Raw genomic sequence first — 24,827 nt, forward strand, 5'->3', positions numbered from 1 at the left:
TTCCTGCAAAAGGAACATGCCGTTTTTTTGTGCTACCCGAAGATGAAGATGAGCAATATTTACCAATGCATTTTACATAAGCCATATACAGAATTCATTAAATCCCACACTACCTTTTATATACTTAATTTGCTTGATATAGCGGACTAAAAGGACTAGGTGGTAGACAGAATGTTAAAAAAACGTGATTTGCAGGAATGCCATTCACTGTACAGCTTAATGATGGACCCCGCAGTTTCTCCTTACGTTCGTTATGCATGCCAATCGTATGAAGAATATCTATTCCTGACCAAACAATTGATGGCCGAAGAAGAACAAAAGACGGTGATTTCCCGCACGATTTTGAATGAAACTGGGCAGCCTATTGGTACCATTGATCTGTATCATATCGAGCATCAAACGGGTTTCTTAGCCACATGGATTGGATCACCGTATTTTGGGAATGGGTACAGCCAAAGAGCGAAATCAGCCTTTTTCGTTGAATTGTTTTTGGAACATGACATTGAAACGGTATTTATGAAGATTCGTAAGCAAAATATAAGGTCTAGAAAAGCGGTAGAAAAACTGCCATATGTGAAATTAGCTAATGATGTCTACTCCGATGTATATCAATTCATCAATGCCAAGGAGCAGCTCTATGATCTGTATCATGTAGAACGGTCAGCCTTTTTCGAAAATAGTATGGATCTGCACCATGTAGTAGCTACGTAACCTGTTCAGAGAGCGTACAACAGCGCCGTCAGTAATGACGACGCTATTTGCTATGATGAAATGGGATTAGATTCGGATTCGTTGATGAAAATGCAGGAATATGGGATAGAGAACCGAAAGACATTAAGTAGATAAAGCTGATGTAATATTGTGGAGGGATGAGATTGTCCGAACATGAGGAAGAATTTACGGGAGGTAATGTGAATCAGGTTGTCAGAATAGGCGAGACGGTTCGCCGGCATGCCAAACCAAATCCATATGTGCATGAACTGCTTTTACATCTCGAAAAATTTGGTTATACCCATTCTCCTCGATTTCTGGGAATAGATGAACAGGGGAGAGAAGTACTTTCTTGCCTTGAAGGCATCGTTCCATGCAATGACTACCCTGAGATCGAAGAGTATATGTGGTCAGACGAATCTTTGATCGAAGTTGCTAAACTGTTGAGAAGTTACCATGATGCGACCGTTGGATTTACAACAACATCAGAGTCAACGAACAGATATCCAGGCATAACAGAAGATGAAGTTGTATGTCATAACGATTTTGCGCCGTATAATATGGTGTACAAGGGTGGACGTCCTCAAGGGATTATTGATTTTGATATGGCAGGTCCGGGTCCGCGAATGTGGGATATCGCCTATGCCTTGTATACAGCCGTTCCCCTCGCAGATTTTTCACCAAAGATGGATGGAAAAGGTGTTGTACCTTACACTAGCCAGGCGTACGGAACTGTTCGAAAAGAACGTATTGCATTATTCATGACTACGTACGGGCTGAGTGTGCCAGCAGATTTGAAGGAATGGGTCATATCCCGTATCCGTTTTATGTGTAAAACACTGACTGATCGTGCGGCTGCCGGGGAACTCGCTTTTATAAAAATGATAGAAGAAGGTCATCTCGCACACTATGAGAAAGAGCTTATCTTTCTGGAAAAGCATTTTGATGACTGGACCTAATTAAGGAGTGATTGCTTCAGTGTACAAACCAAAAACAACCATAACAGACCAAAGCGTCATTGAATTTATTGAACTGATCGAGAATCCAAAGAAACGGGAAGACGCCTATCAATTATTGGATATTTTCACGGAGACAACAGGTTATGATGCAAAAATGTGGGGACCGAGTATTATTGGATTCGGTGCATATCATTACAAATATGAATCGGGTCACGAAGGGGATGCACCTCTAGTGGGCTTTTCGCCAAGAAAGGCCAAGATTAGTTTATATTTTGCCTCAGGGGATCGTGAGCGAGAGGATCTATTAAAGGACTTTGGAAAACATACGACAGGTAAAGCGTGTGTGTACATCAACAAGGTAGCAGACATCGATGTGGATGTGTTGAAAGCGCTAATTGTGCAGTCTGTCCGGTTTCTACAAGAAACCTATCTGGATCAATAACTCTGCACACTATCACTTCGCCACCATAATCGAGATGAGTGAGGGAGAATTAAACAATTGGAAATCAAAGATCGTCCAAAGATTGCAATTAAAAAAACGAAATTAGAAATAGCTATAGACGTCACAACAATTATTTTGTTTGTTATCTTTACGGTATACTTCACGCAGCAATGGAGGACTTTGCCCAATGAGTTGCCTATACATTTTAACATGAAAGGAGAACCAGATGGTTGGGGAGGAAAGTGGGTAGCTTGGATACCTTTAATAATTGGGCTTATATTATGGATTGGGCTATCGAAACTTGAGAAATATCCACATACTTATAATTACTTGAATTTAAACCTAGAGAATGCAGAGCGACAATATAAAAATGCTCGTATCATGATTAATATCATGAAAGCGGAAATAACCATATTATTTATGTATATAAGTTGGATGATCATTGGTTCTTCCAGTGAAAAAGAGTCTGCCATTAATAATGGTTGGATACCCATTCTAATCTTCATTATCGTTTTATTCGGTTCAATTGCATTTTTTATTCACAGATCATTTAAGCTGAAATAGATCTTTTAAAGGCATTGGAGTACCCCTCGAATTCATGATAACTCCCAAGGGGCTGTTCCAGTGCTTTTTACGTTCAGTTCTTACCTACTTACTGTTGGCTCCCCGTACGCCCGAATCTCAATCAACTCGGCGTATCTGCTGCCATTGGTGGCATCGATGCTTACCCTAAGCGCCTGTGCATCCACAGGTGTGTTCAGGGAATGAATGACTTTTCTTCTGCGGTTTTCCGTTACACGTACAATCTCGATCCATTCCTCAGACCGACTCAATACTTCCACCCGATAATCACGCACAAGTTCAGGCATAACGCGGAATGTTGTGCGATGGTGATGCAAATTAACCAGATCCTCGTTCACATCATCATTGAACGTCAAGTGCAGTTCAGCCACGGTTTGTGGCTCCTCCCATGTCAGTTGTACCCATTCCGGCTTGCCAGACTGCATCGGCTGCGACATCCACTGCTGCGGCCCGCCGAAAGGGCGATGGTAGCCGTTAATCGTGTTGTCCGCTGAATAGGCCATAGTCTCAGAGAGGGTGCGACAGCAGAAGGGCTGACGCGCCAACCCTTGCATGGACCATAATACGACAGGCTGATCTGTGGCATGATCCTCCAGATTTTTGGACACGTGGTTTTCTTCTGTTTTGAAGAAGATTAGCACCCCGCTGTGTGCTTCCGTAGAATGGTAGAGGGTGACGGCTGCATTCGCCTTGATGATGATAAAAGCATTTTGCAGTTCTTCCGGTCGCCATTCGAGCGGAAGCTTCACCCACTGCGCGGTTCCCGCCGTCACGTTAACGGTCGCCGTAGCTTGTAACGAATGCGGGACGTAGTTCTCCTTACGCCCCGTATCCCACAGCTCTACCGTCAGCGCGGTATCGCTGGATGCATCCAGCAGCAGCTCCAGACCGCTGAGCACTGGATGCACAGGCAGCAGCAGGGCAACATCCGTACCTAGCGGGTACGTCTTGCCAGGCTGCTCCAGAGCGATGCCCGTCAGCGTGCTGGAGGCTGTAGCCTTGGCACGCCGGGCCAGATCCAGCTCATCGTGGCTGCGCACTCCGATGATGGATGCGTCCTGCCGCAGCAACGTCTGCTGCAGCACCGCAAGATGCCTCGCGTGCAGCTCGCGCGGCGACACCCCCATGGCCGCGCAGAGCGCCGCGCCCGTACCTGCGGCTTCGCCGATGACCGCGCATGTCGCCATGACGCGGGTCGTGCCGAAGGCGACATGCGAAGCGCTGATGTCGCGTCCGGCCATGAGCATATTCCGCACATTCGCGGAATACAACGAGCGGAACGGCACGTGATACACGCCATCGGCATGCATATGCTTCGAGCCGCTCGCTTCGGCGTACATGCCCTGCGGGGGATGCAGGTCAATGGACCAGCCGCCAAAGGCAACAGCGTCCGGGAACTCCCGCTGGCTAATAATATCGTTCTGGGTGAGCACATAGTCACCCGTGAAGCGGCGGTATTCCCTTTTGCCAGGCAGTGAACCGATCCACTCCAAAGTCATATGGTCGGCTTCGAACTTGCCGGAGTTCTTGATATAGTCCCAGATCCCGTAGATCACGGACCACAGCTCATCACGGATCAGCTCATTGTCATGAACGGTGTCATGTTCACCGCCCCATTCAATCCACCAGTAATGACAACCGGAATCCCCACTGCGAATGACCCGGCGAATCGGGATGCTCGTCTGCGTGATATCCTTGGCAAAAGAGGGCGGGATATAACGGACAGGCGCGCCCGTATCCTTGGTATAAAAGAGGAGCGTACTACCCAGCGTGATCTGGTCTGCCACCTCAGGCGCCCATTCTTCACCATATTCGCTACGGGCTTCCCGGCCGAGTGCAAACTTAGCTCCAGCCAGGAAGCCCACCAGTCCATCGCCCGTACAGTCCAGATAGATCTGACTCTCGAATCGGATTTTGCGTTCAGAACCCATCATCCACCCGGTAACGGAGGTAATCATGCGTTCCTCTCCATCTCCAGTGGCCTCGACTTCATGGACATCCGTGTTCAGGTACAGGGTGATGTTGGATTCAGCTCGAACGGCTTCCAGAATCACCAAGTCCCATAGATAGGGATTGCCCTCCGGATTACGATATTGATTCTCTACAAACAGTTCCCCCATGATGCCTGTCTCGCGGGCATAGCGGTTAATCCCGTGGGCGGTAGCGCCACAGACCCATACGCGTACTTCGCTGCTGGAATTGCCGCCGAGTACGGGGCGATTCTGCACCAGCGCGACCTGTTGGCCCAGTCGTGCCGCAGATATAGCCGCGCATACGCCAGCAAGCCCGCCCCCGATGACGGTGATATCCGGTTTAACGAGTTCGTGTTTCATAGGAACACCTCTCTCATTGAATGTTAAGGAGCTTAAGCTCACATTTCATATCTATAATTTCATAATAGTTCTATATATTTACTTTTCAAATACACTATATTATCATCGAGCATATACTTTATTTCACAACAAAGGCAGGTGTGTCATGGACCTCCTTAACCACATCTACTGGAAGAAGAAAGCTGAATTTGCTCTGGCAGAAGATATCTACGACGCTTGGGTGGTCTTTGCCGTTGAAGAGGGCGTATTCCGTTATGAGATTGGGGGGCAGACCGGAGAGGCGGGTTTCGCTGATTTGGTGTTGTGTCCACCCCAAGTGCCTTTTCGCAGAGAGACGATAACACCGCTGACGTTTCACTATATGCAGTTCAGTTGTGACGCCGCAGAGCATGAGTGTCTTCTACCACCAATCGGCAAATCACAGATTAATGATACGAAGCGGCTAGCTTCAACATATGCTTATCTGCGTCAGGCGAGCGAGGACAACGATGCGGTTACAACAGGATGGAAGACCCATCTGATGATGGATTTATGGCAATTGTATCAATGGGAGCGCAGACAGAGCAGGCTAATGGAACGAAAGTTCACCGAAGATGCTCTCATGGCTGAAGCGGCAGTTTTGTTAGAGGAGTGGGCAGGAGAGGCGATCAGTCTACGAGCATTGGCCGAGCGTCTGGCGTTGAGTCCAGTCCAGCTCACCCGAAGGTTCCGGGAGGCCTTTCAAGAAACACCATCCGATTATCTGAAAGCGATCCGTCTCAAAAAGGCAAAAGCCTTGCTTGCAGATAGCGGTCTGACCCTTGCACAGATTGCTGAGAGATGTGGATATGAGAACGGATTTTATCTGAGCCGCGTATTTTCGTCCACCATAGGAATCAGTCCCTCGGAGTATAGGAGAAGACATCAAGTATGAGGTAAAGAGTCTCGTCCATCTAGCCATCCATCCATTCACTCATTCATTCATTCATTTCTTTTTTACACCAATAGAACATATCTGTGCATTTCACATGAATGCAGACAACGAATATCACAAATCCATGCAAATCATTCGACCCCGGCCGTAAATGGCAGACAGGTGCTATAATGGGGTCATTAATTGTAGGGGAGCGAGCGCAAAGGAATGAAGAAGCCAAACTGGAAGAGTTGGTTGCCACAGCGGCTCAGGTACCGTCTGTTCGGTGCATTTGTGGTGTTGATTCTCTTGCCGTTCAGTGCATTGAATGTCTACAATTATCAGCAGATTGAATCCCTGGTCGAGCAGAAAATCAGCGAACAGAGTCATGAGCAGCTGGTGCAGATGTACCGCTCTCTGGAGGATCAGATGAGTATTGCCTTCAAAACGCTCATTTTTCTGGAACAGGATTCTGCCGTAAGAAGTGTGCTCACCTCCCCGGACAGTCGTACTCCGCTTGAGAATAAGTCGCTGGTGGAAGAGAAGTTCAAGATGATCAACAACAGTTTCTTTCTATACAATCCTTCGGTGTACTTTACCTTGCTGGATTTTTATGATAGCGTTTACACTTCGTATTTGCCCAAAAAAGCACTGGCTTATGGCCCCTATTTGGAGCAATTCCGCGAGCGTCTTGGCGAAATAACTATCTCAAAAACGGGTGCAGATTCGCACCCACTTCAACCAGAAGAACTCTTTTATCGCTGGGATGCCCGGGATACCAACCACGTGCTCAGAGAGTTGTCCTCCAGCCCGTATCTGTTGTCGCTGTATGCCTACATGAAAGATAGCGGCGGCAAGCGGTACGGACTGGCTCGGATCAGCATTGATTACTCCTACTGGTTCCAGACCATGCTGAAGGATTCACAGAATAACCGGGAGTACTTTCTAATTACAGGTAGCGGAGAGACCATCGCCCGTTCATCCAAAACAGCGGCGCTTTCCCCAGAGGTTACGCGTGAAATAGCTCTTCATCCGGCACAGGCTTATCTGACTGATGCAGCCTCGGATACGCTGATTAACTACGTGTATATTGAATCACTGGACTGGTATATGGTGAATCGCATTCCGCTGTCCATCCTGTTTACAGAGATATCCGAGCTTAAGCAGCGTTACTTTTTGACCTTTTTTGGTTTCACAGGCGCATTTGTGCTGATGGCTTTTATGATCTCGGCGACGTTTACGCGCCCTTTATCGCATTTACAGAAACAGATGAAGGATGTCGTCCGCAAAAACCTCAAGATTCGTATTCCTGAAGGCCACAGCCGTGGCGAAGTGCTGGAACTGACACGTACGTTTAATACGATGCTGGATGATGCCAATCAGATGATCAACAGACTCAAGACGGAGGAACGGCAGAAGGAAGCGGTACATTTTCATATGCTCTTGGCTCAGATGAATCCGCACTTTCTCCTGAACACGTTGAATACAATGAAATGGAGTGCGATCCGCAGTGGAAATGAAGAAATCTCAGAGATGTGTGTTTCCCTGGGCAAATTGCTGGAAGTCAGCCTGAATTCACAGGTCGAATTGGTGTACCTGAAGGATGAGATCGAGTTGGTTCAAGCCTACCTTCATATCCAACGTATTCGTTATCGGGACAGCTTCGAGGTGACTTGTGAATTTGACGATAAGCTGGAGTATGCGCTGGTGCCCAAGCTGAGCTTGCAGCCACTGGTGGAGAATGCCATTCACCACGGTGTCGGACCACAGGAGCAGCTTGGTCAGATCCGTATCAGCATTTATAGGCAAGACACAGGAACACTGATGCTGGAGGTGGCAGACAACGGAATCGGAATGGAGGAATCCCGGCGTCTGCAGGTCACCCGGACGCGTCCGGGGATCGGCCTGTCTAACCTCAGGGAACGATTGAGGTTACTGTTCAGAGGTCAAAGTAAACTTGAAATAATGGATAATCAACCTGGGACATTAGTGAGGTTCAGCATTCCTTTTTTATTGTCGACGCCTTACGTACAGAAGCGGTCTGACTAGACGACTGGAGAGGGGAATCTGGAATGTGGAAGGTACTACTTGTAGAGGATGAGGTATTCGTACGAGAATCGGTGCGAGAGATTATTTCCTGGGAGGAGCTGGGCTTCACGGTCATCGGAGAATCCGGTAATGGGACCGAAGCGCTGGCGATGATCATTCAGGATACACCGGATCTGGTGCTGACTGATATTGTTATGCCGGGTATGGACGGTCTGGAATTACTCAAACAGACTCGTCAGGCCGGGCTGAAGACCAAATTTGTGATGCTCACCTGTATGGGGGAGTTCGAATATGTACGCCGTGCAATGGAATACGGGGCTTCCAATTATATTCTGAAGCTGTCCATGAGTGTGAATTCACTGCGCGATACCTTGCGTAAAGTAAGTGCGGAACTTGGTACTTCGACGGAAGTTCGAACGGATGCAGACCATCATGGAGTGCCATCTCCACCTCCGCTAATCACATCAACGCCTGATTCGCCTACTTCACTGATGGTCTCTTCTGCGCCCGCGTCTGAGACGGATCTTCCGTTCACACCTGTTCGTGAGCTGGTTGTGAAGCATCCGGAGATTAGCAAAATAATTGAGTACATTGGACAGCATTACGACCAGGACATTACCGTCAAATCCATGTCACGATATGTGATGATGGGCGAGAATTATGTGAGTGCTTTGTTTAAAAAGAAAACGGGCCATACCCTCATTCATTACTTGCACGGGGTACGGATGGAGAAAGCGGCTGAATACTTGCGCGAGACGGATCTTCCTGTACAGGAGATTGGTTATCGGGTAGGGTTCGGAAGTGATAATTATTTCATCAAAATATTCAAGCGTTGGACCGGTTGCACGCCCAGTCAGTATCGCCATCGCTCGTGACTCACAGGATGAGTAGAAGGAATATGTGTACCAAGTACTCAGGCAAGCACAAGTAAATCCGTATTTTTGTTCAATCCGAATCATGGATATGTATCTTATGAACCCAGCAAGGTCCCTGCTACGATGTAACGGAAGGTACACTTCAATTCAGGGAGGTCATGTGACCAGATGAGAATCAAAAAAGGATTAACCGGGTTAATCGTAGGTGCGCTGATGCTGAGCTTGCTTGCCGGCTGTGTAGGTAAAAATGAGACGAACGGTGGAGATAACGGAGGTGGAGCGGCAGGTGGGAAAGTGAAGCTCACCATGTGGGGCGCCGTGCCGCCCGAGAATGGTCCACAGGAAGTGGTGGATACCTGGAATGCGGAGAATCCTGATATTCAGGTGGAATATGTACGGTTTGTGAATGACGATGATGGCAACCTGAAGCTGGATACGGCGCTGTCCACTGGGCAGAACGTTGATTTATATGTCAACTACACCCTCACGAATCTGGATAAACGTATCAAGGGTGGAACAGCACTGGATCTGGGCGAATTCACTGACTACAACATTGATGAGAAAATGGGTGAAGATGCGGCTTCCTGGAAAGTGGACGGAAAATATTACGGAATGCCGACCAAGAAAAACGCTGCCTTCTTCGCTTTAAATATGAAAGCGCTTGATCTAGCAGGACTGAGTGTACCGACAGCCTGGACTTGGGATGAAGCCCGTGAATATGCACTCAAGCTGAAGACGGCTGGATTCAAATACGGATTGGTGCAGCATACCGCTTCCTATGTAGACCCGCTCGATTCCGTTCTGGTGAAGAATGGCTATGTTAAGGCAGATGGTACTTCCAACCTCGATGATCCGCTCGTCACTAAATGGATGGAGACATTGAACGGAATGATGAAGGAGGATGCAACTACGCCACCACTTGGCGAGCAGTTGACTTCCAAAATGCCGGTGGAGAACATGTTCCTTGGCGGTGAGTCTGCCATGATTAATATCGGCGAATGGCTGATCCGCACATCAAACAATATGACCGAGTTCCCGCGGGATTGGAAAATCGCCTTTGCCCCTGTACCGAGACTGGCTGCACAAGAAGCAGATATGGTGAAGAGTGGAGGACTTGGTGACTTTATTGCGATCAATTCCAAGTCGAAAAATAAAGAAGCTGCATGGGAGTTCCTGAAATGGTACGCCGATGGAGGAATGATGCCGATGGCTGCTGGTGGACGTCTGCCTTCCTCGAATGCGGTTGACCAACAGACTGCCATTGATCATCTGCTAGGTGATTATGCCGATTCCTATGACAAAGAGTCACTGGAATTCGTGTTGTACGGTGATGAGACACCTACGTTTGTCCGCAGCATTGCGCAGGAAGTGGTCGATTTGCGTGCACAGGAGTACGAAAAGTTCTTCCTTGGTAACCAGACTGCTGAAGTTACGGTTCAGAACATGGTCAAACGCCATAATGACTGGCTGAAGCAGAATCAATAGAATGCGAATGCACTGAGTCCAAAGGCCGTCCCAATGGGGCGGCTTTTTCTATATAAGTAATAGTTCAATAGAGAATTAGATGTAAGGCATTAGCTAGGACTTTCCGGGCTTAAAGGAAATAGAACAATTCCATGTTATTTCTCTCCCGAAAGACACTGCCGAAATACATATATCTGTGATATCAGGTACAGGGTTATGTTCCTTAAATGTTAGAGGACATCTTGTTATGCTTAATTCCAGAACAGATGTTAAGGAGTGGGGGAGCATATGCATAAATCCTGGATGAAACGGCAGAGCAGGCTCGGGTATCTGTTTATTGGGCCCAATATGATTGGCGTGCTGTTGTTTTTTATTATACCGGCTGTCTATTCGTTCTATCTCATGTTCACTGATTACAAATTTATGAGCCCAGAGACGAATTTCGTTGGACTGGACAATATCCGCAGAATGTTGAATGATGATCTGTTTGGGGTGGCGCTGCGAAATACATTTGTCTTTTTATTAGCGGTTCCCGTATCGATGGGGTTGGCATTTATCGTGGCTGTAGCGCTGAACAAGTCGGTGTACTGGCAAAAAACGCTGCGTGCCCTCTATTTCATGCCCTATATCACCAGCGGTGTTGCCATCGCCTTTGTCTGGATGCTGCTGTTCCAGCCAACGTCGGGGCCGATTAACGGTTTCTTGCGGGGAATCGGTATTACGAATCCACCCGGCTGGTTATCGACAACCGAGTGGTCCATGTATGCAATTGATATCATCTGGATCTGGTTCATGCTGGGTTACAACATGATTATTTATCTGGCCGCCTTGCAGGAAATCCCGGAGGAATTGGTTGAGGCTGCACGGATTGATGGAGCCCGTCCTTGGCAGACGATACGCCAAGTGATCTGGCCGCTTGTGAGCCCGACTACCTTTTTGCTGCTGATTACAGGGCTGATTATGACCATCAAGAACTTTGGTATCATTCAGGCGATTACCCAGGGTGGGCCGGGGAACAGTACAACCGTCCTGTCGCTGTTTATCTACCAGAATGCCTTCCGCTACTACGAGATGGGCTACGCTGCTGCCATTAGCTGGGCACTCTTTGCCATCATTATGATCTTCACTGTTTTGCAGTGGCTCGGTCAGAAACGTTGGGTTCACTATTAAGGAGGGGAGGGAATCGTTATGGAGAAACCAATTACCTCGAACGCGAAGCCCACAGCTCCGCAATCACCTAAAGTCCGCATGGAGTCCTTGACGCAGATTCGGAGAATCATACTGACGCTTCTGATGGCCGGTTTTGCCTTACTGATGATTATGCCGTTCATCTGGATGATCAGCACGTCGTTCAAATCTCCTGCGGACGTATTCACCTATCCCATCCAGTGGATACCCTCCAGCCTGAACTGGGAGCATCATATCAAGGTCTGGAGTGGGGCGGATACCTTTGCGACGTATTATCTGAACTCGTTGAAAATATCTCTAATTAGCACGGTCGGAGCTATATTTCTCTCGGCTTTTGCAGCCTATGGCTTCGCACGGATTCAATTCAAAGGTCGGGAGACACTGTTCCTGATCTATCTCTCGATGATGATGGTACCTCCGCAGGTGCTCTTTGTACCAAAGTTTCTGATGTTTGAGTGGGTTGGCATATATAACACGCATTGGGCCTTGATCCTGCCCGGAATGTTCACGATCTTTGGGGTGTTTATGCTGCGGCAGTTCTTCCTGTCGGTGCCTTCAGAGATCTCGGAAGCGGCGTTCATCGACGGAGCTGGACACCTGCGCATATTCTTCAGGCTGATTCTGCCCTTGGCAAAGCCTGCGCTGGCTACGCTGGCGATCATCGATTTCTCCTGGCATTGGAATGACTATGAGAACGCGCTCGTGTTCCTGATCGACAAAGACCTGTACACCGTGCCGCTCGGATTGCAGAACTTTATTCTGGAGAACAATGTAGACTACAACGGCATGATGGCCGCTGCCACGGCAGGCATTATTCCAATGATTATCGTCTTCCTGGTGGGACAGCACTATATTATCCAGGGTGTGGCCGGAAGTGCCGTGAAGGGGTGAAGCTGCTATAACTGTGATCCCATAATATAACCCTTTTGCTGAACGAAGAGATTTTCGCGGCAGAAGGGTTTTCTATTGAAAGGGAGAATTAATCTAAGATCTGAGTTTATCAATTGGAGGAGATTCTTATGGAAATGAAAGTCATCACTTTGCCTGCTTTTCACATTGTAGGATACTCAATCGAAGCGACTATAGAAGAGTTCGAATCGGGTCTGGGCAAGAGCCACTATCATAAGCTTGTTGAGAGAAAAAATGAAATTCAACATCGAAAAAATGACAACGTCATGTTGATGCAGATATACCCGATGAATGAGGATTTTAACGCAAAGACTGATAAGTTCACACATCTAATAGGATATGAAGTAACTGGTTCAGAGAATGTCCCATTAGAGATGATAAGTCATGAGGTCCCTGACAGCCAGTATGTGACGTGCACACATCAAGGGATTGAGTCAGAGATTGGTGATACATACGACTATGTCTATGGACAGTGGATCTGTGAGAACGGACATAAACCCAAAGATTATGATTTTGAAATATGGGATGAGCGTTATCAACCGGAAAGTACCAGCAATGAGATTGATATATATGTAGCTTTGCAATAATCGTTATAGCTGTATCTTTCCGCATTACAATAGTTCAAATTTCGTATATAATTATCAATGATATACGATTCCATATGACTACATAACTATCGCGAGGTGCACTAGACTTATGCCAACCATCTATGACTTTACCGTAACCAGAACCAGTGGAGAGCGTTTCCCGCTCTATCAATATGAAGGAAAACCTGTGCTCATCGTAAACACGGCAAGCAAATGTAAATATACGCACCAGTTCGATGACATGCAGAAGCTGTATGACCAGTATAAGGATCAAGGGCTTCAGATTATTGGTTTCCCGTGTAACCAGTTTGCAGAGCAAGAGCCTGGAAGCAGTTCGGAAGCGGAATCGTTCTGCCAGATTAACTATGGTGTGAAATTTCCGATGTTCTCCAAACTGGATGTGAATGGAGAAGCGGCGCACCCGCTCTACGACTTTTTGAAAAGATCAGGGCCTTTTGCTGGCTTTGATGAAACAGATATACAGGCCAAATTATTGAAATTAATGGTGGCCGATAAAGCACCAGAATGGTTACATGGAGATGCAATCAAATGGAATTTCACGAAATTCCTGATTGATGCAGAGGGTCGTGTGGTCAGACGCTTTGAACCGATCGACTCCATCGACGAGATTCAAGAAAGTATTAAACAGCTTCTATAATTTCACTTTCATATATCCTATAGGGGCATGACTGGAGTCATTTCCCTCTCCCGAACAGGAGGTGCATGAATGTGCCGAGTATGATGCAATTTAGTGCTCCACTAGAGTATAGCTACCGTTCCACCAGTATGTTTAACCCAGGGAAGTCAGATGGATTCCATTCACATCCACACTATGAAATTTATTATTTTCATGCTGGAGAATGTACCTATATCATAGGAGACCGGGTATACAATCTGGAGCCGGGTGATCTGGTGCTGATGCATGGCTTGACTCTTCATCGACCGCATCCGAAACCAGGCAGTGCTTATGAGCGAAGCACACTGCATTTTGATCCGTCTGCCATGCGCAGCAGCCTGCATCCGGACCGCATGGTTGAGGTGCTCAAGCCATTTGAAGAACTCAGAAATTGCCGAGTCAATCTGACGGGAGAGACCCGCTCTGAATTCGAAGCACTGTTGCATGATCTTCATCGTTTGTCTCAAAGTCAGAGCAATTTCAGGCAAGAGCGCATGAATGTGCGGCTGTGTGATCTGTTGTATTTTATAGCAGAGATCTGCCAGGGAGATGTAGAAGAACACCTTCCTTCATCGGAGAGGGAGCGGCATGTGCAGCACATTATCCGTTATGTGGATACGCACTATATGAAGGATATTGGTCTGGATGATTTGGCACTGGAATTGCATCTGTCAAAGCCATATCTGGCAGGCATGTTCAAGGAAATGACAGGGCTGACGATATTCAAATACCTGTATGACCGTCGCATCAATCAGGCGAAGCTGTTGTTTCAGTTCCAGCCGGAAATCACCGTGACAGAAGCAAGTCGATTGTCCGGTTTTAAACGCCTTTCACATTTTAGCCGGATGTTCAAACAAAGTGTGGGATGTTCGCCTGATCTGTATCGTTCCCAATTGCATCGTCAAACATAGAAGCCTTCTGTGAGCTGACCAGCTTGTCTGGTTGGCTTTTTTTGATGATTTTCTTTCAGGAAATGCATATCACCTTGTTTAGAGGACAGGCAGAACAGGTAAAGAAAGGGTAATGAAACCAGAGGAGGCGATCATGAATGAAAGAGCGCACACCGGATCAGAATAACAGCGATACCCGTCAGGAACGATCCCATGACAATCCCGAACAATACAAAACGGAGCACGACAGTTTGCTTGACCGACATGAAGAAGAACAGACTGTAGATCCAATTCCGATGGAAGATCTGAATATGGAGGCTCAGGAAGAGAAGAATAAAGATCAGACGAAAAGCAACTCGTCTACCGAAGAGAAATACCGGGCAGATTACCGCAAAAAGGCGAGCGAAGGGTAATTACAATTGCTTTTTTGAGCAAAGAGGTTGAAGTGTTTTCGGTGAATGTATATTTAGTGAAAATAAATTAGTTTGTTGACTAATGTATGTTACTATATTATAGTTACTATGTTGGCAATGAAAAACACCATTTTGGGAGGCGAATAAGAATGACTACTTTTTTTGATGCGTTAAAAAACAGAAGATCTTATTATGGAATCAGCAAGGAATCTACAATTTCGGATGCCAAAATCCAGGAAATCGTAGAAGAAGCGGTGAAATATACACCAACTTCCTTCAACTCACAAACATCCCGTGCCGTTGTATTGCTCGGTGAACAGCATGATAAATTGTGGAATCACACAGAAGAAATTTTGCGTGAAGTGGTAGGTAATGAAGAAGCCTTCAAATCCACAGCTGAGAAAATGACCGGATTCCGCAGTGGATATGGTACGGTTCTCTTCTTCGAAGACAACAATGTGATCGCACAGCTTCAACAGAATTTTGCAGCTTATGCAGATAACTTCCCGATCTGGGCTAACCAATCCAACGGTATGTTGCAACTGGTAATCTGGACTGCTCTGGAACAAGAAGGTCTGGGTGCATCTTTGCAGCACTACAATCCGCTGATTGACGAGAAAGTGAAGCAAGAATGGAACATTCCTGAGAACTGGAGATTGATTGCTCAGATGCCATTTGGTAAACCAACGGCAGCACCAGGCGAGAAAGAGTTCCAACCGATCGAAGAGCGCGTAAAAGTACACAAATAAATCAATTTCATAATACCTTTAGCTGCTTCAATCAAGGCTAGATATAGATCAAAACGTTTCAATTTGTCTATATCTAGTTACATAAATTCATTTTAATGAGTTATGAAATTGATTCAAGTAAGCTTCGCATTTCCCAACATTTAACCACATACGGCCTCGCTTCAATTTGATACGATGATACTTGATCGTAATTCAATGAAGGGAGGCTTTTTAATGTGAATAATAGATTAAAAGACATAACGAACCAACGTCTATGGAAAATGGCCTTATGCGGGATATTAGTACTTGGATCGGTGGCTGGATATAGCAATATTGTTCAAGCTGCAACAGTCCAGAAACAGTTTCAGGATACGCGTACCAGTTATGCCAAGGATGCCATTACACATTTGGTGGACAAAGGCATTGCTGCCGGTACTTCAGAGACTACGTTTGAACCGAAGAAAGCCGTTACTCGTGCAGAATTTGCGACATTTGCGGTGAGATTGCTAGGTTTGAAGCCCGTTAAAAATAACATTAATCCTTATCAGGATATAAGCATGAATGCTTGGTATTACGGCAACGTTGCCGCCATGACGAATCTTTTTATTCTGGAGGGCAAGGGTCAGGGAACGTTCCAGCCTAACGCTTCCATTACGCGCGAAGAAGCGGCAGCCCTGCTAGTTCGGATGTTAAAACAGCAACCCGTAGAGACATCACTCTTATCTTCAACGTATTACGATGCAGCTGATATCTCAGACTGGGCACGCCCTTATGTGCAGACGGTATATCAACTTGGACTAATGCGGGGAAGCGAAGGCGTGTTCCGACCACATGACCAGGTAACACGCGAAGAAGCAGCCGTTATGCTCGATGCCATTTTACAAAAGAAAACATGGTCTGAACAGTTACAACGTGGGGATGAGCTCGGCGTTCAGCTGGGGTGGCAATATAACTCCACTACAGCCGAATTCAAGAAGCAAGTGGAACACTCTGAGGTCAATACGCTCGTCCCACGCTGGTTTTTCCTGAACAGCAGTATGAAAGTAACAGATCACGCCGACCCGACACTGATCTCCTGGGCATCCGCTACTGACAGGCAGCTATGGCCATTGCTTGGTAATCGTTCGGATTCGGCACTTACCCATCAGATGTTATCCAGTTCGGTCAACCGAGCTGCGGTGATCTCACAGGTAGCCGCCTTTGTCAAAACCTATAAGCTGGACGGGATTAATGTGGACTTCGAGAATGTCGATCCTGCGGATCGTGAAGGGTTAACCGCATTTGTCACTTCCTTGACGGCTACGTTGCACGCACTGGGTGCAGTAGTGTCTGTGGATGTATCACCAGACCTTGGTACAGATTGGACGGATGCATTTGATTATGCCAAACTGGGTGCTGTATCGGATTACATGGTGCTGATGGGATACGAGGAACACTGGAACGGTGATCCGAAAGCAGGATCAGTGGCGTCTCTTCCATGGTTGGAAAAAGCATTGGATACCATGCTCTCCGAGGTGGTACGTGCCAAAACAATTTTGGCTCTTCCGCTATATACACGGGACTGGTCTTCAGTGAATCCGGCAGCTAGTTCTTGGGACATTACACTGGCAGAACAGGGAACACGTGCGCATACCACGGGATCTGTAAGACGATGGGATGCAAGTCTGGTTCAATATATTATCGGGTACAACAGTAACGGTATGCCAAGATATATATGGGCAGAGGATAGTCGTTCGTTATCTGCCAAAGTGTTGATGAGTGAGCAACGGCAAATTGCTGGACTGGCATACTGGTATATGGGCGGCGAAACAGCCGATGTATGGAATGCTATATCGAATGCATCGCGATTTGAATCTTATAATTTTTAAGCAATCATAAATCTTATAGGCCCAAACTCACCGTGATTCGGGCGGATGGTTTGGGTCTGTTTATTTTGGTATAAGATAAGCAATAAGAGGACGCGTTAAGTTTGACTGAACGGTTTAATGTATAGAAGGACAAAATATATGTTCAGGAGGAGAAGGAGCATGCGAGAGGTTGATTGCATAATCGTAGGTGGAGGGCTCGCAGGGCTTCAGGCAGCCATTCAGCTTGGGCGTTATTCGGCCCATCAGGTGTTGGTGATCGATGCGGGAGAGGGCAGATCGACGTTGTGTCGGACTTATCATAATATTCTCGGTTTCCCCGATGGGGTGTCTGGCGAAGAACTCCGTGCCCGAGGCAGGATTCAGGCAGAGCGGACAGGCATATCTTTTGAGAAAGACCGTATCGTAAAAGCGGGACGTCAGGGTGACAAGATTCAATTATTCGGTACTTCCGGATCTGAATATAGGAGCAAAACCGTACTACTGGCAACAGGGCTCTCGGATAGAGTTCCCGATATTCCGGGATTAACTCCGACGCTGGGGCGTACAGTCTATGTCTGCCCTGATTGCGATGGCTATGAGATTCAGGATCAACGTACAGTCCTGTTGGGATCTGGTGAAGCAGGTGCCAATATGGCGATGATTTTAATTCAGCGTACGAATGATCTGTTATATATCAATCATGAGCAGGCCCCCATATCTGCTGAGCTTCATCGCAGCATGAAAGAGGCAGGAGTTCGCTATCTGGAAGTGGCGGTCCAGGAAGTGCAGCAGATCGAGGACGGCCATATCACCGGTGTTCTGACCGAAGATGGACAGATTTTTGAGTCGGAGCGAGGGTTTATCGCATTTGGAGGCAATCGTGTACACTATGAACTGGCAGAGCAGCTTGGAGCTGTGATCGCAGATAATAAACATGTAGAAGCTGATCCACGCAGCTTGCAGGCAGCGACGAATGTATGGATTGCCGGAGATCTGGGTTTACATGCAGAGCAAGCAACGGTTGCGATGGGTGAAGGTTCCATTGCCGCGATCTGGATTCATAAGGCGCTGCAGCAGATGACAAAGGATTCACTTTGAAATGCACCTCCTGATATGAGGTTGATTGTTCAATTTTGCATTACCAAAAAGTCCTCCCAAGCCATGCATGTGGCAGGAGGACTTTTTGAGCTATCTTTTGCTAGGTAGAAAAGAATCACGCTTATTTACTCGATGAATCCGTTGACTTGGAAGAAGACTTCTCGTCCTTAGAGTCATGTGAGAAATCTTTGCGAATGTTGTCCACGATATCGCCAACGACACCTTCAATCATATCGGTTGGCCCGGGATTCTGCTTGTCTGGGTGTATAACCGTGTTCACGCCTGGTTCAAGTTCATCATTTGTTTTCTCATGTTTGGTTTTGTCGCTCATGGGAAATCCCTCCTTGTTCCGTAATGTACAGGTGTTTCTTAACATAACCAAACACCATTACGTATATGTAAACGATTAACCGCTGGAGTTCATTTGAAACGTGATGCTCGAAGATCAGGACGTTTACAGGATAGAAATGGACTGATTAATCTTGGACAAGCAGTTTATATTATAGATAACCGGTTAATGTTACGCGTGTTGCATGAATCCAATGAACGACTACTTTCAAGGAGGTTATTCAGATGAATGAACAAAATCACGTCATCCATAAAGATGGCCAAGTTTCGACTGACAAGGTGGACAATGCAATGATGCATTCAAAGAATACCTGGGTAAGCGAATTGCGATGGGAGAATCCATTGGACTAAGCGAGGAGCAGATGGCCAAAATCGCCGAGAAAGTAGCAGATTATCTGGCAGATCGGGAAGAACCTCGTAATCGTGAAGAAAAACTGCTTCAGGAGCTGTGGAATGTCGGCAAGGAAGATGAACGTCACATGCTGGCTCATATGCTCGTTCGTTTGGCGCAAAGCTCCACAACAAATCATTAAGAGTAGCAAGTAAAGAACCCCTGAATGGCGATGCCTTCAAGGGTTCTTTGCCGTTTACGAAGACGATAGACAGAAGTGATGACGCGCGTTGTAACTATTTTTAATCTGGCTGATACTTTTATAATCTCTGTTCCAAGTATGATAGGAAAAGAAAGAACGTTGGAATGGATAGTTCACATGAGCGTTTGAGAAGAAAGACTTCCGGTTAAGGAATAGTAACGTTCATATTAAGGAGAGATGTTACCTATGAAGAACGCGACAAAACAATGGAAACTACGAATGATCGGTGCAGTTGTTGCTTTACTTGGTATGATTGTGCTGACTACATATTTGCTTACCCCTGCGAATGCTCAAGGTAGTACGGACGCTCAACAACCTTCTGCGAAAGAAGCTCAGGTTGCAAACTCCGAGATGTTTACTGCCTACGTGGAAGGTTTGCACCAAGAGAATGGCAAGTTGTATATGACAGTGGACAAGATTGGCTGGTATCAAGGTGAAGAAGCCGATGCGGTTTTTGCACAGCGTAACCCGGAAGCCGGTATAGATGGTGCTCCAGATGGTTACTATATTGTTAATGACAGCAAAGAGCAGGAACAGGTTGAAGTTAGCGCCAATGCTGAAGTATTGATGCAGTTGTACGATCGGGATGGTACGATGCAGGGCGCAGACATTCAGTGGAATGAACCTGTGACATTATCCAAGTTCGAATCGTTGTATGAGAATACCCGTATCCTTGATCTCTCTGTATTCCCGTATCATCTGACGGTGCAGGACGGAAAAGTTACTAAAATTGTGCAACAATACATCCCATAAAAATGAGATGAAATTGATCAGTCAAGCATTCCTCCGGTTCTTTGGAACGGTGAGGGATGCTTTTTAGTTATGACAAATTCATGAAAGCGATTGTAATTAATGGTAGGTACATGTATCATTATTGGAATGGCGTTTTTACATAGTTCAGGAGGAGCCTCATGCTTAAAGACATGATTGCATTAACCAAACCCGGACTTCTAAGGCTGAATGTGTTTGCGGTGGCGGTAGGATTCTGGGTAGCTTCAAAATGGGATATCAACTGGTTATCTCTGCTCATGGTCGTGATTGGATCAACTTTGGTTATTGCTTCAGCTTGTGTGATTAACAATTATTGGGATCGTGAATTGGACCAAAAAATGGAGCGCACCAAAAAAAGGATGGATTACATTAACCATCTGAAGCCAGGGTTTGTACTTGGTTATGGCATTATCCTTGGTGTTGTGGGACTAGCAGTACTGTATCTCCTGGTGAATCCGTTATCAGGTTGGATGGCCCTGCTCGGATGGTTCGCTTACATCGTGATTTACACGATGTGGTTGAAACGCAGTTCAACGTGGAGCACGTCGCTGGGTGGAATTGCGGGAGCGATGCCTCCTGTCATCGGTTATACAGCTGTAACGAATGAAATTGATGCAGGTGCCTGGTTGCTGTTCGCGCTTTTGTTCCTGTGGCAACCACCACACTTCTGGTCATTGGGGATTCGCCGGGTGGAGGAGTATCGCGCTGCCGGTTTTCCGTTGTTGCCTGTCGTAAAAGGGGTAAAACGTACCAAACTTCAGATGATTCCTTACGTTTTCCTGCTGCTTCCTGCCGTATTTCTGTTGTATTACTACGACTATGTTGGTCTGGTATTCCTGATTGTATCCCTGATCGGTGGGCTAATCTGGTTCGTGCATACACTTAGCGGACTGAAGACACAGGATGATGAGAAATGGGCAAAAGTGAACTTTCTGATCTCGGTGAACTATCTCATGCTCGTATTTATTGTCATGGTCGCGAACACGGTATGGTCATAATTAGACGATGAACAGATCGTTTTGCGAGAGATTTCACCTCAAGCTAGCTGGCTGCATCGAATGAAAAAGCACACGATGGAATAGCGTTTGGACAACCTAGGTTGTTAAAACATATTCTCTGGGGTGCTTTTTTGGTATAATAAAACAATTGAATTATATATGTGGGAATTATAATGCAAGATGGGAAGTGACAGCATGAGTAATTTGGAACAGGCCGTGCAATGGAGACAAGAAGGTAAAGTACAGGAAGCGATTGAACTATTGCAAGAGATTACAGGGCAGGAACCCGAGAATGCGAATGTCTGGTATCAGCTGGCTTGGGCACATGATTCGCTTGGATTGGAGCGGGAGGCTGTCCCGCATTATGAGAAGGCACTAAGTCTTGGGCTTTCTGCTGAGGACAGAGCAGGCGCAATACTCGGGCTGGGCAGCACATATCGAACGCTTGGACAGTATGAGCAGGCAAAGGATTGGTTTGAAAAGGGGATGAAAGAATTCCCGGCGTACCGGGAATTTGAGGTATTCTATGCCATGGTGCTCTATAATCTGGGTGAACATGCAGAAGCGATGCAACGACTGCTCGTGCAACTCGCAGATACATCAAGTGACAAGAGAATAAACGACTATAACCGAGCGATACGTTTCTACGCAGATCAGCTGGATCGGGTGTGGGAATAGATCGAAGACACAGAAAAGGGAGATGGATGTATGAACTCCAATCAAGATCTGAAACAGGTAAATGAAAGATTGGATCAAATTGAGCGGAAATTGGATAACCTGGGAGGCAGCCAGCAGAACAAACGCTCACCTGGCGTGCGCTTCCTGATTGGTTTTGGCATCACGATTGCGGTTATATTTGTACTGATATTGACCCTCGGCGTTATCCAATTTGTGAGTGACGGATAGGAGAAATCGATCTTAACGACAGAGGTGTGAGTTCTCCAAATTTACATTGTCTGGCCGAGCCACTGTTGTACCTCTTCAATGAAACGCCGCGTAGCTGGCGATAGATTACCCAAAGATGGGCAGGCCATGCCAATCGTACGATAAGGATCTCCAGAGAGTGGCACGAGCGCGAGCGCATCGGTATGATTTTGAAGTACCATTTCCGGCAGCAAACTGATGCCCAGACCATTACGGACCATCGCCATGATGGCTTGATCTTCTGCGACTTCATAGACGACATTGAGCTTGGCTGCATGCTGCCGGATCAGTCGTTCAATCTCGTTATCTCCCCCCCATTTAGGCAGAATGAAGGGTTGCTCCAGTAGAATATCAAATGAAACAGACTCCTCTGAGGCGAGAGGATGATTCAGAGGCAGGATACACATCATCCTGTCTTTTTGCAATGGGATGGTCTCAAAAGGCGATGAATCGCCGAGGGACAGAAATCCGAGATCGATGGCGCCTCCAGCCAGCCAGCCCTCAATCTCAGCATAATCGCCTTCCCACAGCTTAATCTCAATTCCTGGGTGACGCAGGCGAAATTGTTTCAGAATACCAGGCAGCCACTGTGTGGAGACACTGGCGAAGGTACCGATACGCACGGTACCAATCTCGGCACCGCGAATGAGGGAGATCTCCTGGTTCATCAGTTCCGTCCAGCGCAGAATCTCACGTGTGTATCCCAGAATGCGTTCGCCTTCAGCGGTAACCCGTACACCGGAGCGGCCGCGATGGAGCAGGGAGAAACCACATTCTGTCTCCAGACTGGCGATGGCATGGCTGACTGCGGATTGGGTGATATTCAGCGCTTCTGCTGCTTTGGTAAGACTGCCATATTCGACAACGGTATTCAAAATTTCGTATTTGATCAGTGACATGAATGGTTCCGTTCCTTCCCATTTCAGATGCATGAGTTTATTTCATATAATACATTATAAATATTCATTTTTATAATGCAAAGAGATCGTTTATACTTGCCAAGGCGAGTTAGTTTGACGCACGATCTCACAGATCAGAATACATAGAATGAAGGTTGAAGCAAGATGAATGGTGTACAGGTAAATCAAGGTCAGGCAACAAGAAGAGCGGACATACAGATGCTGCTCGCAACGGTCATATGGGGATCATCCTATCTGTTTATGAAATCGGGCCTGGAGTCCATGCAAGAATTAAATCTGGTGGCATTTCGTTTCGGAATTGCCTTTATTGCGGCAGGGCTTCTTTTTCATCGGCGGTTGTTTAACATGGATCGTAGAACACTTGTGGCAGGCGCCATTATGGGAACAGCTTTATTCGCTGCATTTGTGTTCATCACCTACGGTGTGCAACGAACAACGACATCCCAAGCGGGATTTCTGATAAGTTTGGCCGTTATTTTTGTACCCATCCTGACGACAATCCAGCATCGTCGTATGCCGGACAAACGTTTGACGCTCAGTATCCTGGTTGCAGTTACCGGGCTTGGGTTGCTGACGCTTCAACATGAGCTAAGTCTGCACACGGGAGATATTCTGTGCATTCTTGCAGCACTCGTGTATGCGATCTATATAATGATTGCTGGCAAGTACACACCGAAGCATGATCCGTTAACATTGGGAACGCTGCAATTAGGTGTTGCGGCGGTGTGGGGAATTGCGGCTACATTTTTGCTGGAAACGCCACGTATGCCCGATACGGCTGAATCTTGGGCAGCAATTCTCGGGTTAGGTGTGTTGTGTAGCGGATTGGGATATATTTTGCAGACACTTGCACAGCGCCATGCTTCTCCCACGAGAACGAGTCTGATCTTCTCACTCGAACCACTGTTTGCAGCAGCCTTTGCATTTACCTTTCAAGGGGAGTCGCTAACGTTGCAAGGATATGTCGGAGCAACGCTAATGTTAGTCGGTGTTCTGATCACAGAGATCAAACTTCCACAGCCTATCTTCTGGCGCAGAAAACGTCCGGCTTTACAGTCGGAACTCGGCGATCAGGGAGCACCAGGCGTATAAGTAAGGGACAAAGGTCCTTTCGTCATCTTCTATGGAAGGTGAGGAGAGGGCCTTTTTTTGTTAGCGTGCCCAGAGGCACGCATTATCTAGTTGGTGAAAGTCCAATCAAAGGAGGGGCCAAGCCACCTTTGTAGCTAGGATGCTTGCACATGGCGAGATCTGTGTGTAAAAGCGCATCGACAAAAGTACCGGTCAGAGACCGGGCGAGCGACAATCCAGGCCGCAACATCAAGTGAATCCTGCCGCGTCGTCAAAAGGGCCCTGCGAAGGGGAAAAGAGGGAGCCGAGTCTTGTGACAATGGACGAAGGCCAAGGAAGCTGTGCAGAACTTGGGACAACAGTGAAGAACCCTCCGGCGTAAAGGGAACGGCATGGCTTGAAAGATGATGCAGTGAACTGGGGAGACCCTCCCCCACACGGATTTTTTTTTTTAGGAATTCCGTAAAGAGATGCTCTATAAGTCCAAAAGACGAAGTGAAACGTCTGTGGGAAGGGAGTCCGAGGGGCTCATAGTACCGAAGAACCCAAGGACAACATA

The 24,827-nt window shown here is 46.9% G+C and carries 25 protein-coding genes and 1 pseudogene; 23 read left to right on the forward strand and 3 right to left on the reverse strand.

All coding sequences use genetic code 11. The features are described 5' to 3' along the window. Window positions 1-171 precede the first annotated feature (171 nt). The 4 genes from MHI06_RS12140 to MHI06_RS12155 all read left to right on the forward strand — a co-directional run bounded on the left by MHI06_RS12140 (window position 172) and on the right by MHI06_RS12155 (window position 2,676). A complete protein-coding gene (locus MHI06_RS12140) occupies window positions 172-711 on the forward strand; it encodes a GNAT family protein (RefSeq protein WP_340401608.1) in 540 nt (179 codons plus the stop codon). Between the two features lie 158 nt (window positions 712-869). Further along, window positions 870-1,670: a phosphotransferase gene (locus tag MHI06_RS12145; protein ID WP_340401609.1), complete on the forward strand. Its 801-nt coding sequence runs from the start codon at window positions 870-872 to the stop codon at window positions 1,668-1,670. 19 nt (window positions 1,671-1,689) lie between these two features. Further along, window positions 1,690-2,112: a DUF1801 domain-containing protein gene (locus MHI06_RS12150; protein ID WP_340401610.1), complete on the forward strand. Its 423-nt coding sequence runs from the start codon at window positions 1,690-1,692 to the stop codon at window positions 2,110-2,112. A gap of 57 nt (window positions 2,113-2,169) precedes the next feature. Further along, the gene (locus MHI06_RS12155) at window positions 2,170-2,676 is read left to right on the forward strand and encodes a DUF1648 domain-containing protein (protein ID WP_340401611.1); all 507 of its coding nucleotides are present in this window, start codon (window positions 2,170-2,172) and stop codon (window positions 2,674-2,676) included. An 80-nt stretch (window positions 2,677-2,756) separates the two neighbouring features. Here the strand turns inward: MHI06_RS12155 and MHI06_RS12160 are convergent, their stop codons facing one another. After that, window positions 2,757-5,027, reverse strand: coding sequence for an FAD-dependent oxidoreductase (locus MHI06_RS12160; protein ID WP_340401612.1), 2,271 nt, complete (start codon window positions 5,025-5,027; stop codon window positions 2,757-2,759). A gap of 145 nt (window positions 5,028-5,172) precedes the next feature. Between MHI06_RS12160 and MHI06_RS12165 the strand changes: the two genes are divergently transcribed. The 13 genes from MHI06_RS12165 to MHI06_RS12225 all read left to right on the forward strand — a co-directional run bounded on the left by MHI06_RS12165 (window position 5,173) and on the right by MHI06_RS12225 (window position 18,643). Beyond that, complete coding sequence (locus tag MHI06_RS12165) at window positions 5,173-5,940, forward strand: helix-turn-helix transcriptional regulator (protein ID WP_340401613.1); 768 nt, start codon at window positions 5,173-5,175, stop codon at window positions 5,938-5,940. A gap of 207 nt (window positions 5,941-6,147) precedes the next feature. Further along, window positions 6,148-7,968, forward strand: coding sequence for a histidine kinase (locus MHI06_RS12170; protein WP_340401614.1), 1,821 nt, complete (start codon window positions 6,148-6,150; stop codon window positions 7,966-7,968). A 23-nt stretch (window positions 7,969-7,991) separates the two neighbouring features. Continuing rightward, complete coding sequence (locus MHI06_RS12175; protein ID WP_169478366.1) at window positions 7,992-8,843, forward strand: helix-turn-helix domain-containing protein; 852 nt, start codon at window positions 7,992-7,994, stop codon at window positions 8,841-8,843. A gap of 168 nt (window positions 8,844-9,011) precedes the next feature. Continuing rightward, a complete protein-coding gene (locus MHI06_RS12180; RefSeq protein WP_340401615.1) occupies window positions 9,012-10,328 on the forward strand; it encodes an ABC transporter substrate-binding protein in 1,317 nt (438 codons plus the stop codon). Between the two features lie 267 nt (window positions 10,329-10,595). Then, on the forward strand, window positions 10,596-11,477 hold the full coding sequence (locus tag MHI06_RS12185; RefSeq protein ID WP_036670532.1) for a sugar ABC transporter permease: 882 nt from the start codon (window positions 10,596-10,598) through the stop codon (window positions 11,475-11,477). Window positions 11,478-11,555: 78 nt separating this feature from the next. Beyond that, window positions 11,556-12,386: a carbohydrate ABC transporter permease gene (locus MHI06_RS12190; RefSeq protein ID WP_340402101.1), complete on the forward strand. Its 831-nt coding sequence runs from the start codon at window positions 11,556-11,558 to the stop codon at window positions 12,384-12,386. Window positions 12,387-12,514: 128 nt separating this feature from the next. Continuing rightward, window positions 12,515-12,991 (forward strand): GyrI-like domain-containing protein, encoded by a 477-nt coding sequence (locus tag MHI06_RS12195; protein WP_340401616.1) that lies wholly within the window; start codon window positions 12,515-12,517, stop codon window positions 12,989-12,991. A 109-nt stretch (window positions 12,992-13,100) separates the two neighbouring features. Further along, window positions 13,101-13,649, forward strand: a complete 549-nt coding sequence (locus tag MHI06_RS12200) for a glutathione peroxidase (RefSeq protein ID WP_062833964.1) — start codon at window positions 13,101-13,103, stop codon at window positions 13,647-13,649. Window positions 13,650-13,714: 65 nt separating this feature from the next. Then, window positions 13,715-14,578, forward strand: coding sequence for an AraC family transcriptional regulator (locus MHI06_RS12205; protein WP_340401617.1), 864 nt, complete (start codon window positions 13,715-13,717; stop codon window positions 14,576-14,578). Between the two features lie 137 nt (window positions 14,579-14,715). After that, window positions 14,716-14,970, forward strand: a complete 255-nt coding sequence (locus MHI06_RS12210; protein WP_340401618.1) for a hypothetical protein — start codon at window positions 14,716-14,718, stop codon at window positions 14,968-14,970. Between the two features lie 149 nt (window positions 14,971-15,119). Continuing rightward, window positions 15,120-15,719, forward strand: a complete 600-nt coding sequence (locus tag MHI06_RS12215; protein ID WP_076330783.1) for a nitroreductase family protein — start codon at window positions 15,120-15,122, stop codon at window positions 15,717-15,719. Window positions 15,720-15,934: 215 nt separating this feature from the next. Continuing rightward, complete coding sequence (locus tag MHI06_RS12220; RefSeq protein ID WP_340401619.1) at window positions 15,935-17,566, forward strand: S-layer homology domain-containing protein; 1,632 nt, start codon at window positions 15,935-15,937, stop codon at window positions 17,564-17,566. A gap of 159 nt (window positions 17,567-17,725) precedes the next feature. After that, window positions 17,726-18,643 carry an NAD(P)/FAD-dependent oxidoreductase gene (locus MHI06_RS12225; RefSeq protein ID WP_340401620.1) on the forward strand — a complete coding sequence of 306 codons (918 nt, stop codon included), beginning with the start codon at window positions 17,726-17,728 and terminating at the stop codon, window positions 18,641-18,643. Window positions 18,644-18,764: 121 nt separating this feature from the next. On the opposite strand, the gene MHI06_RS12230 is transcribed toward MHI06_RS12225, so the two are convergent. Further along, window positions 18,765-18,974: a hypothetical protein gene (locus tag MHI06_RS12230; RefSeq protein WP_340401621.1), complete on the reverse strand. Its 210-nt coding sequence runs from the start codon at window positions 18,972-18,974 to the stop codon at window positions 18,765-18,767. Window positions 18,975-19,216: 242 nt separating this feature from the next. Between MHI06_RS12230 and MHI06_RS12235 the strand changes: the two are divergent. The 5 genes and pseudogenes from MHI06_RS12235 to MHI06_RS12255 all read left to right on the forward strand — a co-directional run bounded on the left by MHI06_RS12235 (window position 19,217) and on the right by MHI06_RS12255 (window position 22,259). After that, window positions 19,217-19,524, forward strand: a pseudogene (locus tag MHI06_RS12235) (DUF3243 domain-containing protein). A gap of 246 nt (window positions 19,525-19,770) precedes the next feature. After that, complete coding sequence (locus MHI06_RS12240) at window positions 19,771-20,337, forward strand: hypothetical protein (protein ID WP_169482863.1); 567 nt, start codon at window positions 19,771-19,773, stop codon at window positions 20,335-20,337. A gap of 158 nt (window positions 20,338-20,495) precedes the next feature. Next, complete coding sequence (gene cyoE, locus MHI06_RS12245) at window positions 20,496-21,353, forward strand: heme o synthase (RefSeq protein WP_062833972.1); 858 nt, start codon at window positions 20,496-20,498, stop codon at window positions 21,351-21,353. Window positions 21,354-21,548: 195 nt separating this feature from the next. After that, window positions 21,549-22,031, forward strand: coding sequence for a tetratricopeptide repeat protein (locus MHI06_RS12250; protein ID WP_340401622.1), 483 nt, complete (start codon window positions 21,549-21,551; stop codon window positions 22,029-22,031). Between the two features lie 30 nt (window positions 22,032-22,061). Beyond that, window positions 22,062-22,259 (forward strand): hypothetical protein, encoded by a 198-nt coding sequence (locus MHI06_RS12255; protein WP_169482860.1) that lies wholly within the window; start codon window positions 22,062-22,064, stop codon window positions 22,257-22,259. Window positions 22,260-22,300: 41 nt separating this feature from the next. Here the strand turns inward: MHI06_RS12255 and MHI06_RS12260 are convergent, their stop codons facing one another. Then, window positions 22,301-23,176 carry a LysR family transcriptional regulator gene (locus MHI06_RS12260; RefSeq protein ID WP_340401623.1) on the reverse strand — a complete coding sequence of 292 codons (876 nt, stop codon included), beginning with the start codon at window positions 23,174-23,176 and terminating at the stop codon, window positions 22,301-22,303. Window positions 23,177-23,341: 165 nt separating this feature from the next. On the opposite strand from MHI06_RS12260, the gene MHI06_RS12265 reads away from it, so the two are divergent. Further along, window positions 23,342-24,289, forward strand: a complete 948-nt coding sequence (locus MHI06_RS12265) for a DMT family transporter (protein ID WP_340401624.1) — start codon at window positions 23,342-23,344, stop codon at window positions 24,287-24,289. Window positions 24,290-24,827: the final 538 nt, after the last annotated feature.

It is taken from the genome of Paenibacillus sp. FSL H8-0079 (assembly GCF_037991315.1).
In the GTDB taxonomy this organism is placed as follows: domain Bacteria; phylum Bacillota; class Bacilli; order Paenibacillales; family Paenibacillaceae; genus Paenibacillus.

What these genes read in the sequence shown, in the direction of transcription:
- MHI06_RS12175 (WP_169478366.1), top strand. Translation starts at nt 7,992, where the DNA reads ATGTGGAAGGTACTACTTGTAGAGGATGAGGTATTCGTACGAGAATCG.
- MHI06_RS12190 (WP_340402101.1), top strand. Translation starts at nt 11,556, where the DNA reads ATGGAGTCCTTGACGCAGATTCGGAGAATCATACTGACGCTTCTGATG.
- MHI06_RS12255 (WP_169482860.1), top strand. Translation starts at nt 22,062, where the DNA reads ATGAACTCCAATCAAGATCTGAAACAGGTAAATGAAAGATTGGATCAA.
- MHI06_RS12140 (WP_340401608.1), top strand. Translation starts at nt 172, where the DNA reads ATGTTAAAAAAACGTGATTTGCAGGAATGCCATTCACTGTACAGCTTA.
- MHI06_RS12260 (WP_340401623.1), bottom strand. Translation starts at nt 23,176, where the DNA reads ATGTCACTGATCAAATACGAAATTTTGAATACCGTTGTCGAATATGGC.
- MHI06_RS12265 (WP_340401624.1), top strand. Translation starts at nt 23,342, where the DNA reads ATGAATGGTGTACAGGTAAATCAAGGTCAGGCAACAAGAAGAGCGGAC.
- MHI06_RS12200 (WP_062833964.1), top strand. Translation starts at nt 13,101, where the DNA reads ATGCCAACCATCTATGACTTTACCGTAACCAGAACCAGTGGAGAGCGT.
- MHI06_RS12195 (WP_340401616.1), top strand. Translation starts at nt 12,515, where the DNA reads ATGGAAATGAAAGTCATCACTTTGCCTGCTTTTCACATTGTAGGATAC.
- MHI06_RS12160 (WP_340401612.1), bottom strand. Translation starts at nt 5,027, where the DNA reads ATGAAACACGAACTCGTTAAACCGGATATCACCGTCATCGGGGGCGGG.
- MHI06_RS12240 (WP_169482863.1), top strand. Translation starts at nt 19,771, where the DNA reads ATGAAGAACGCGACAAAACAATGGAAACTACGAATGATCGGTGCAGTT.
- MHI06_RS12185 (WP_036670532.1), top strand. Translation starts at nt 10,596, where the DNA reads ATGCATAAATCCTGGATGAAACGGCAGAGCAGGCTCGGGTATCTGTTT.
- MHI06_RS12250 (WP_340401622.1), top strand. Translation starts at nt 21,549, where the DNA reads ATGAGTAATTTGGAACAGGCCGTGCAATGGAGACAAGAAGGTAAAGTA.
- MHI06_RS12225 (WP_340401620.1), top strand. Translation starts at nt 17,726, where the DNA reads ATGCGAGAGGTTGATTGCATAATCGTAGGTGGAGGGCTCGCAGGGCTT.
- MHI06_RS12210 (WP_340401618.1), top strand. Translation starts at nt 14,716, where the DNA reads ATGAAAGAGCGCACACCGGATCAGAATAACAGCGATACCCGTCAGGAA.
- MHI06_RS12215 (WP_076330783.1), top strand. Translation starts at nt 15,120, where the DNA reads ATGACTACTTTTTTTGATGCGTTAAAAAACAGAAGATCTTATTATGGA.
- cyoE (WP_062833972.1), top strand. Translation starts at nt 20,496, where the DNA reads ATGCTTAAAGACATGATTGCATTAACCAAACCCGGACTTCTAAGGCTG.
- MHI06_RS12145 (WP_340401609.1), top strand. Translation starts at nt 870, where the DNA reads ATGAGATTGTCCGAACATGAGGAAGAATTTACGGGAGGTAATGTGAAT.
- MHI06_RS12170 (WP_340401614.1), top strand. Translation starts at nt 6,148, where the DNA reads ATGAAGAAGCCAAACTGGAAGAGTTGGTTGCCACAGCGGCTCAGGTAC.
- MHI06_RS12230 (WP_340401621.1), bottom strand. Translation starts at nt 18,974, where the DNA reads ATGAGCGACAAAACCAAACATGAGAAAACAAATGATGAACTTGAACCA.
- MHI06_RS12180 (WP_340401615.1), top strand. Translation starts at nt 9,012, where the DNA reads ATGAGAATCAAAAAAGGATTAACCGGGTTAATCGTAGGTGCGCTGATG.
- MHI06_RS12205 (WP_340401617.1), top strand. Translation starts at nt 13,715, where the DNA reads ATGAATGTGCCGAGTATGATGCAATTTAGTGCTCCACTAGAGTATAGC.
- MHI06_RS12165 (WP_340401613.1), top strand. Translation starts at nt 5,173, where the DNA reads ATGGACCTCCTTAACCACATCTACTGGAAGAAGAAAGCTGAATTTGCT.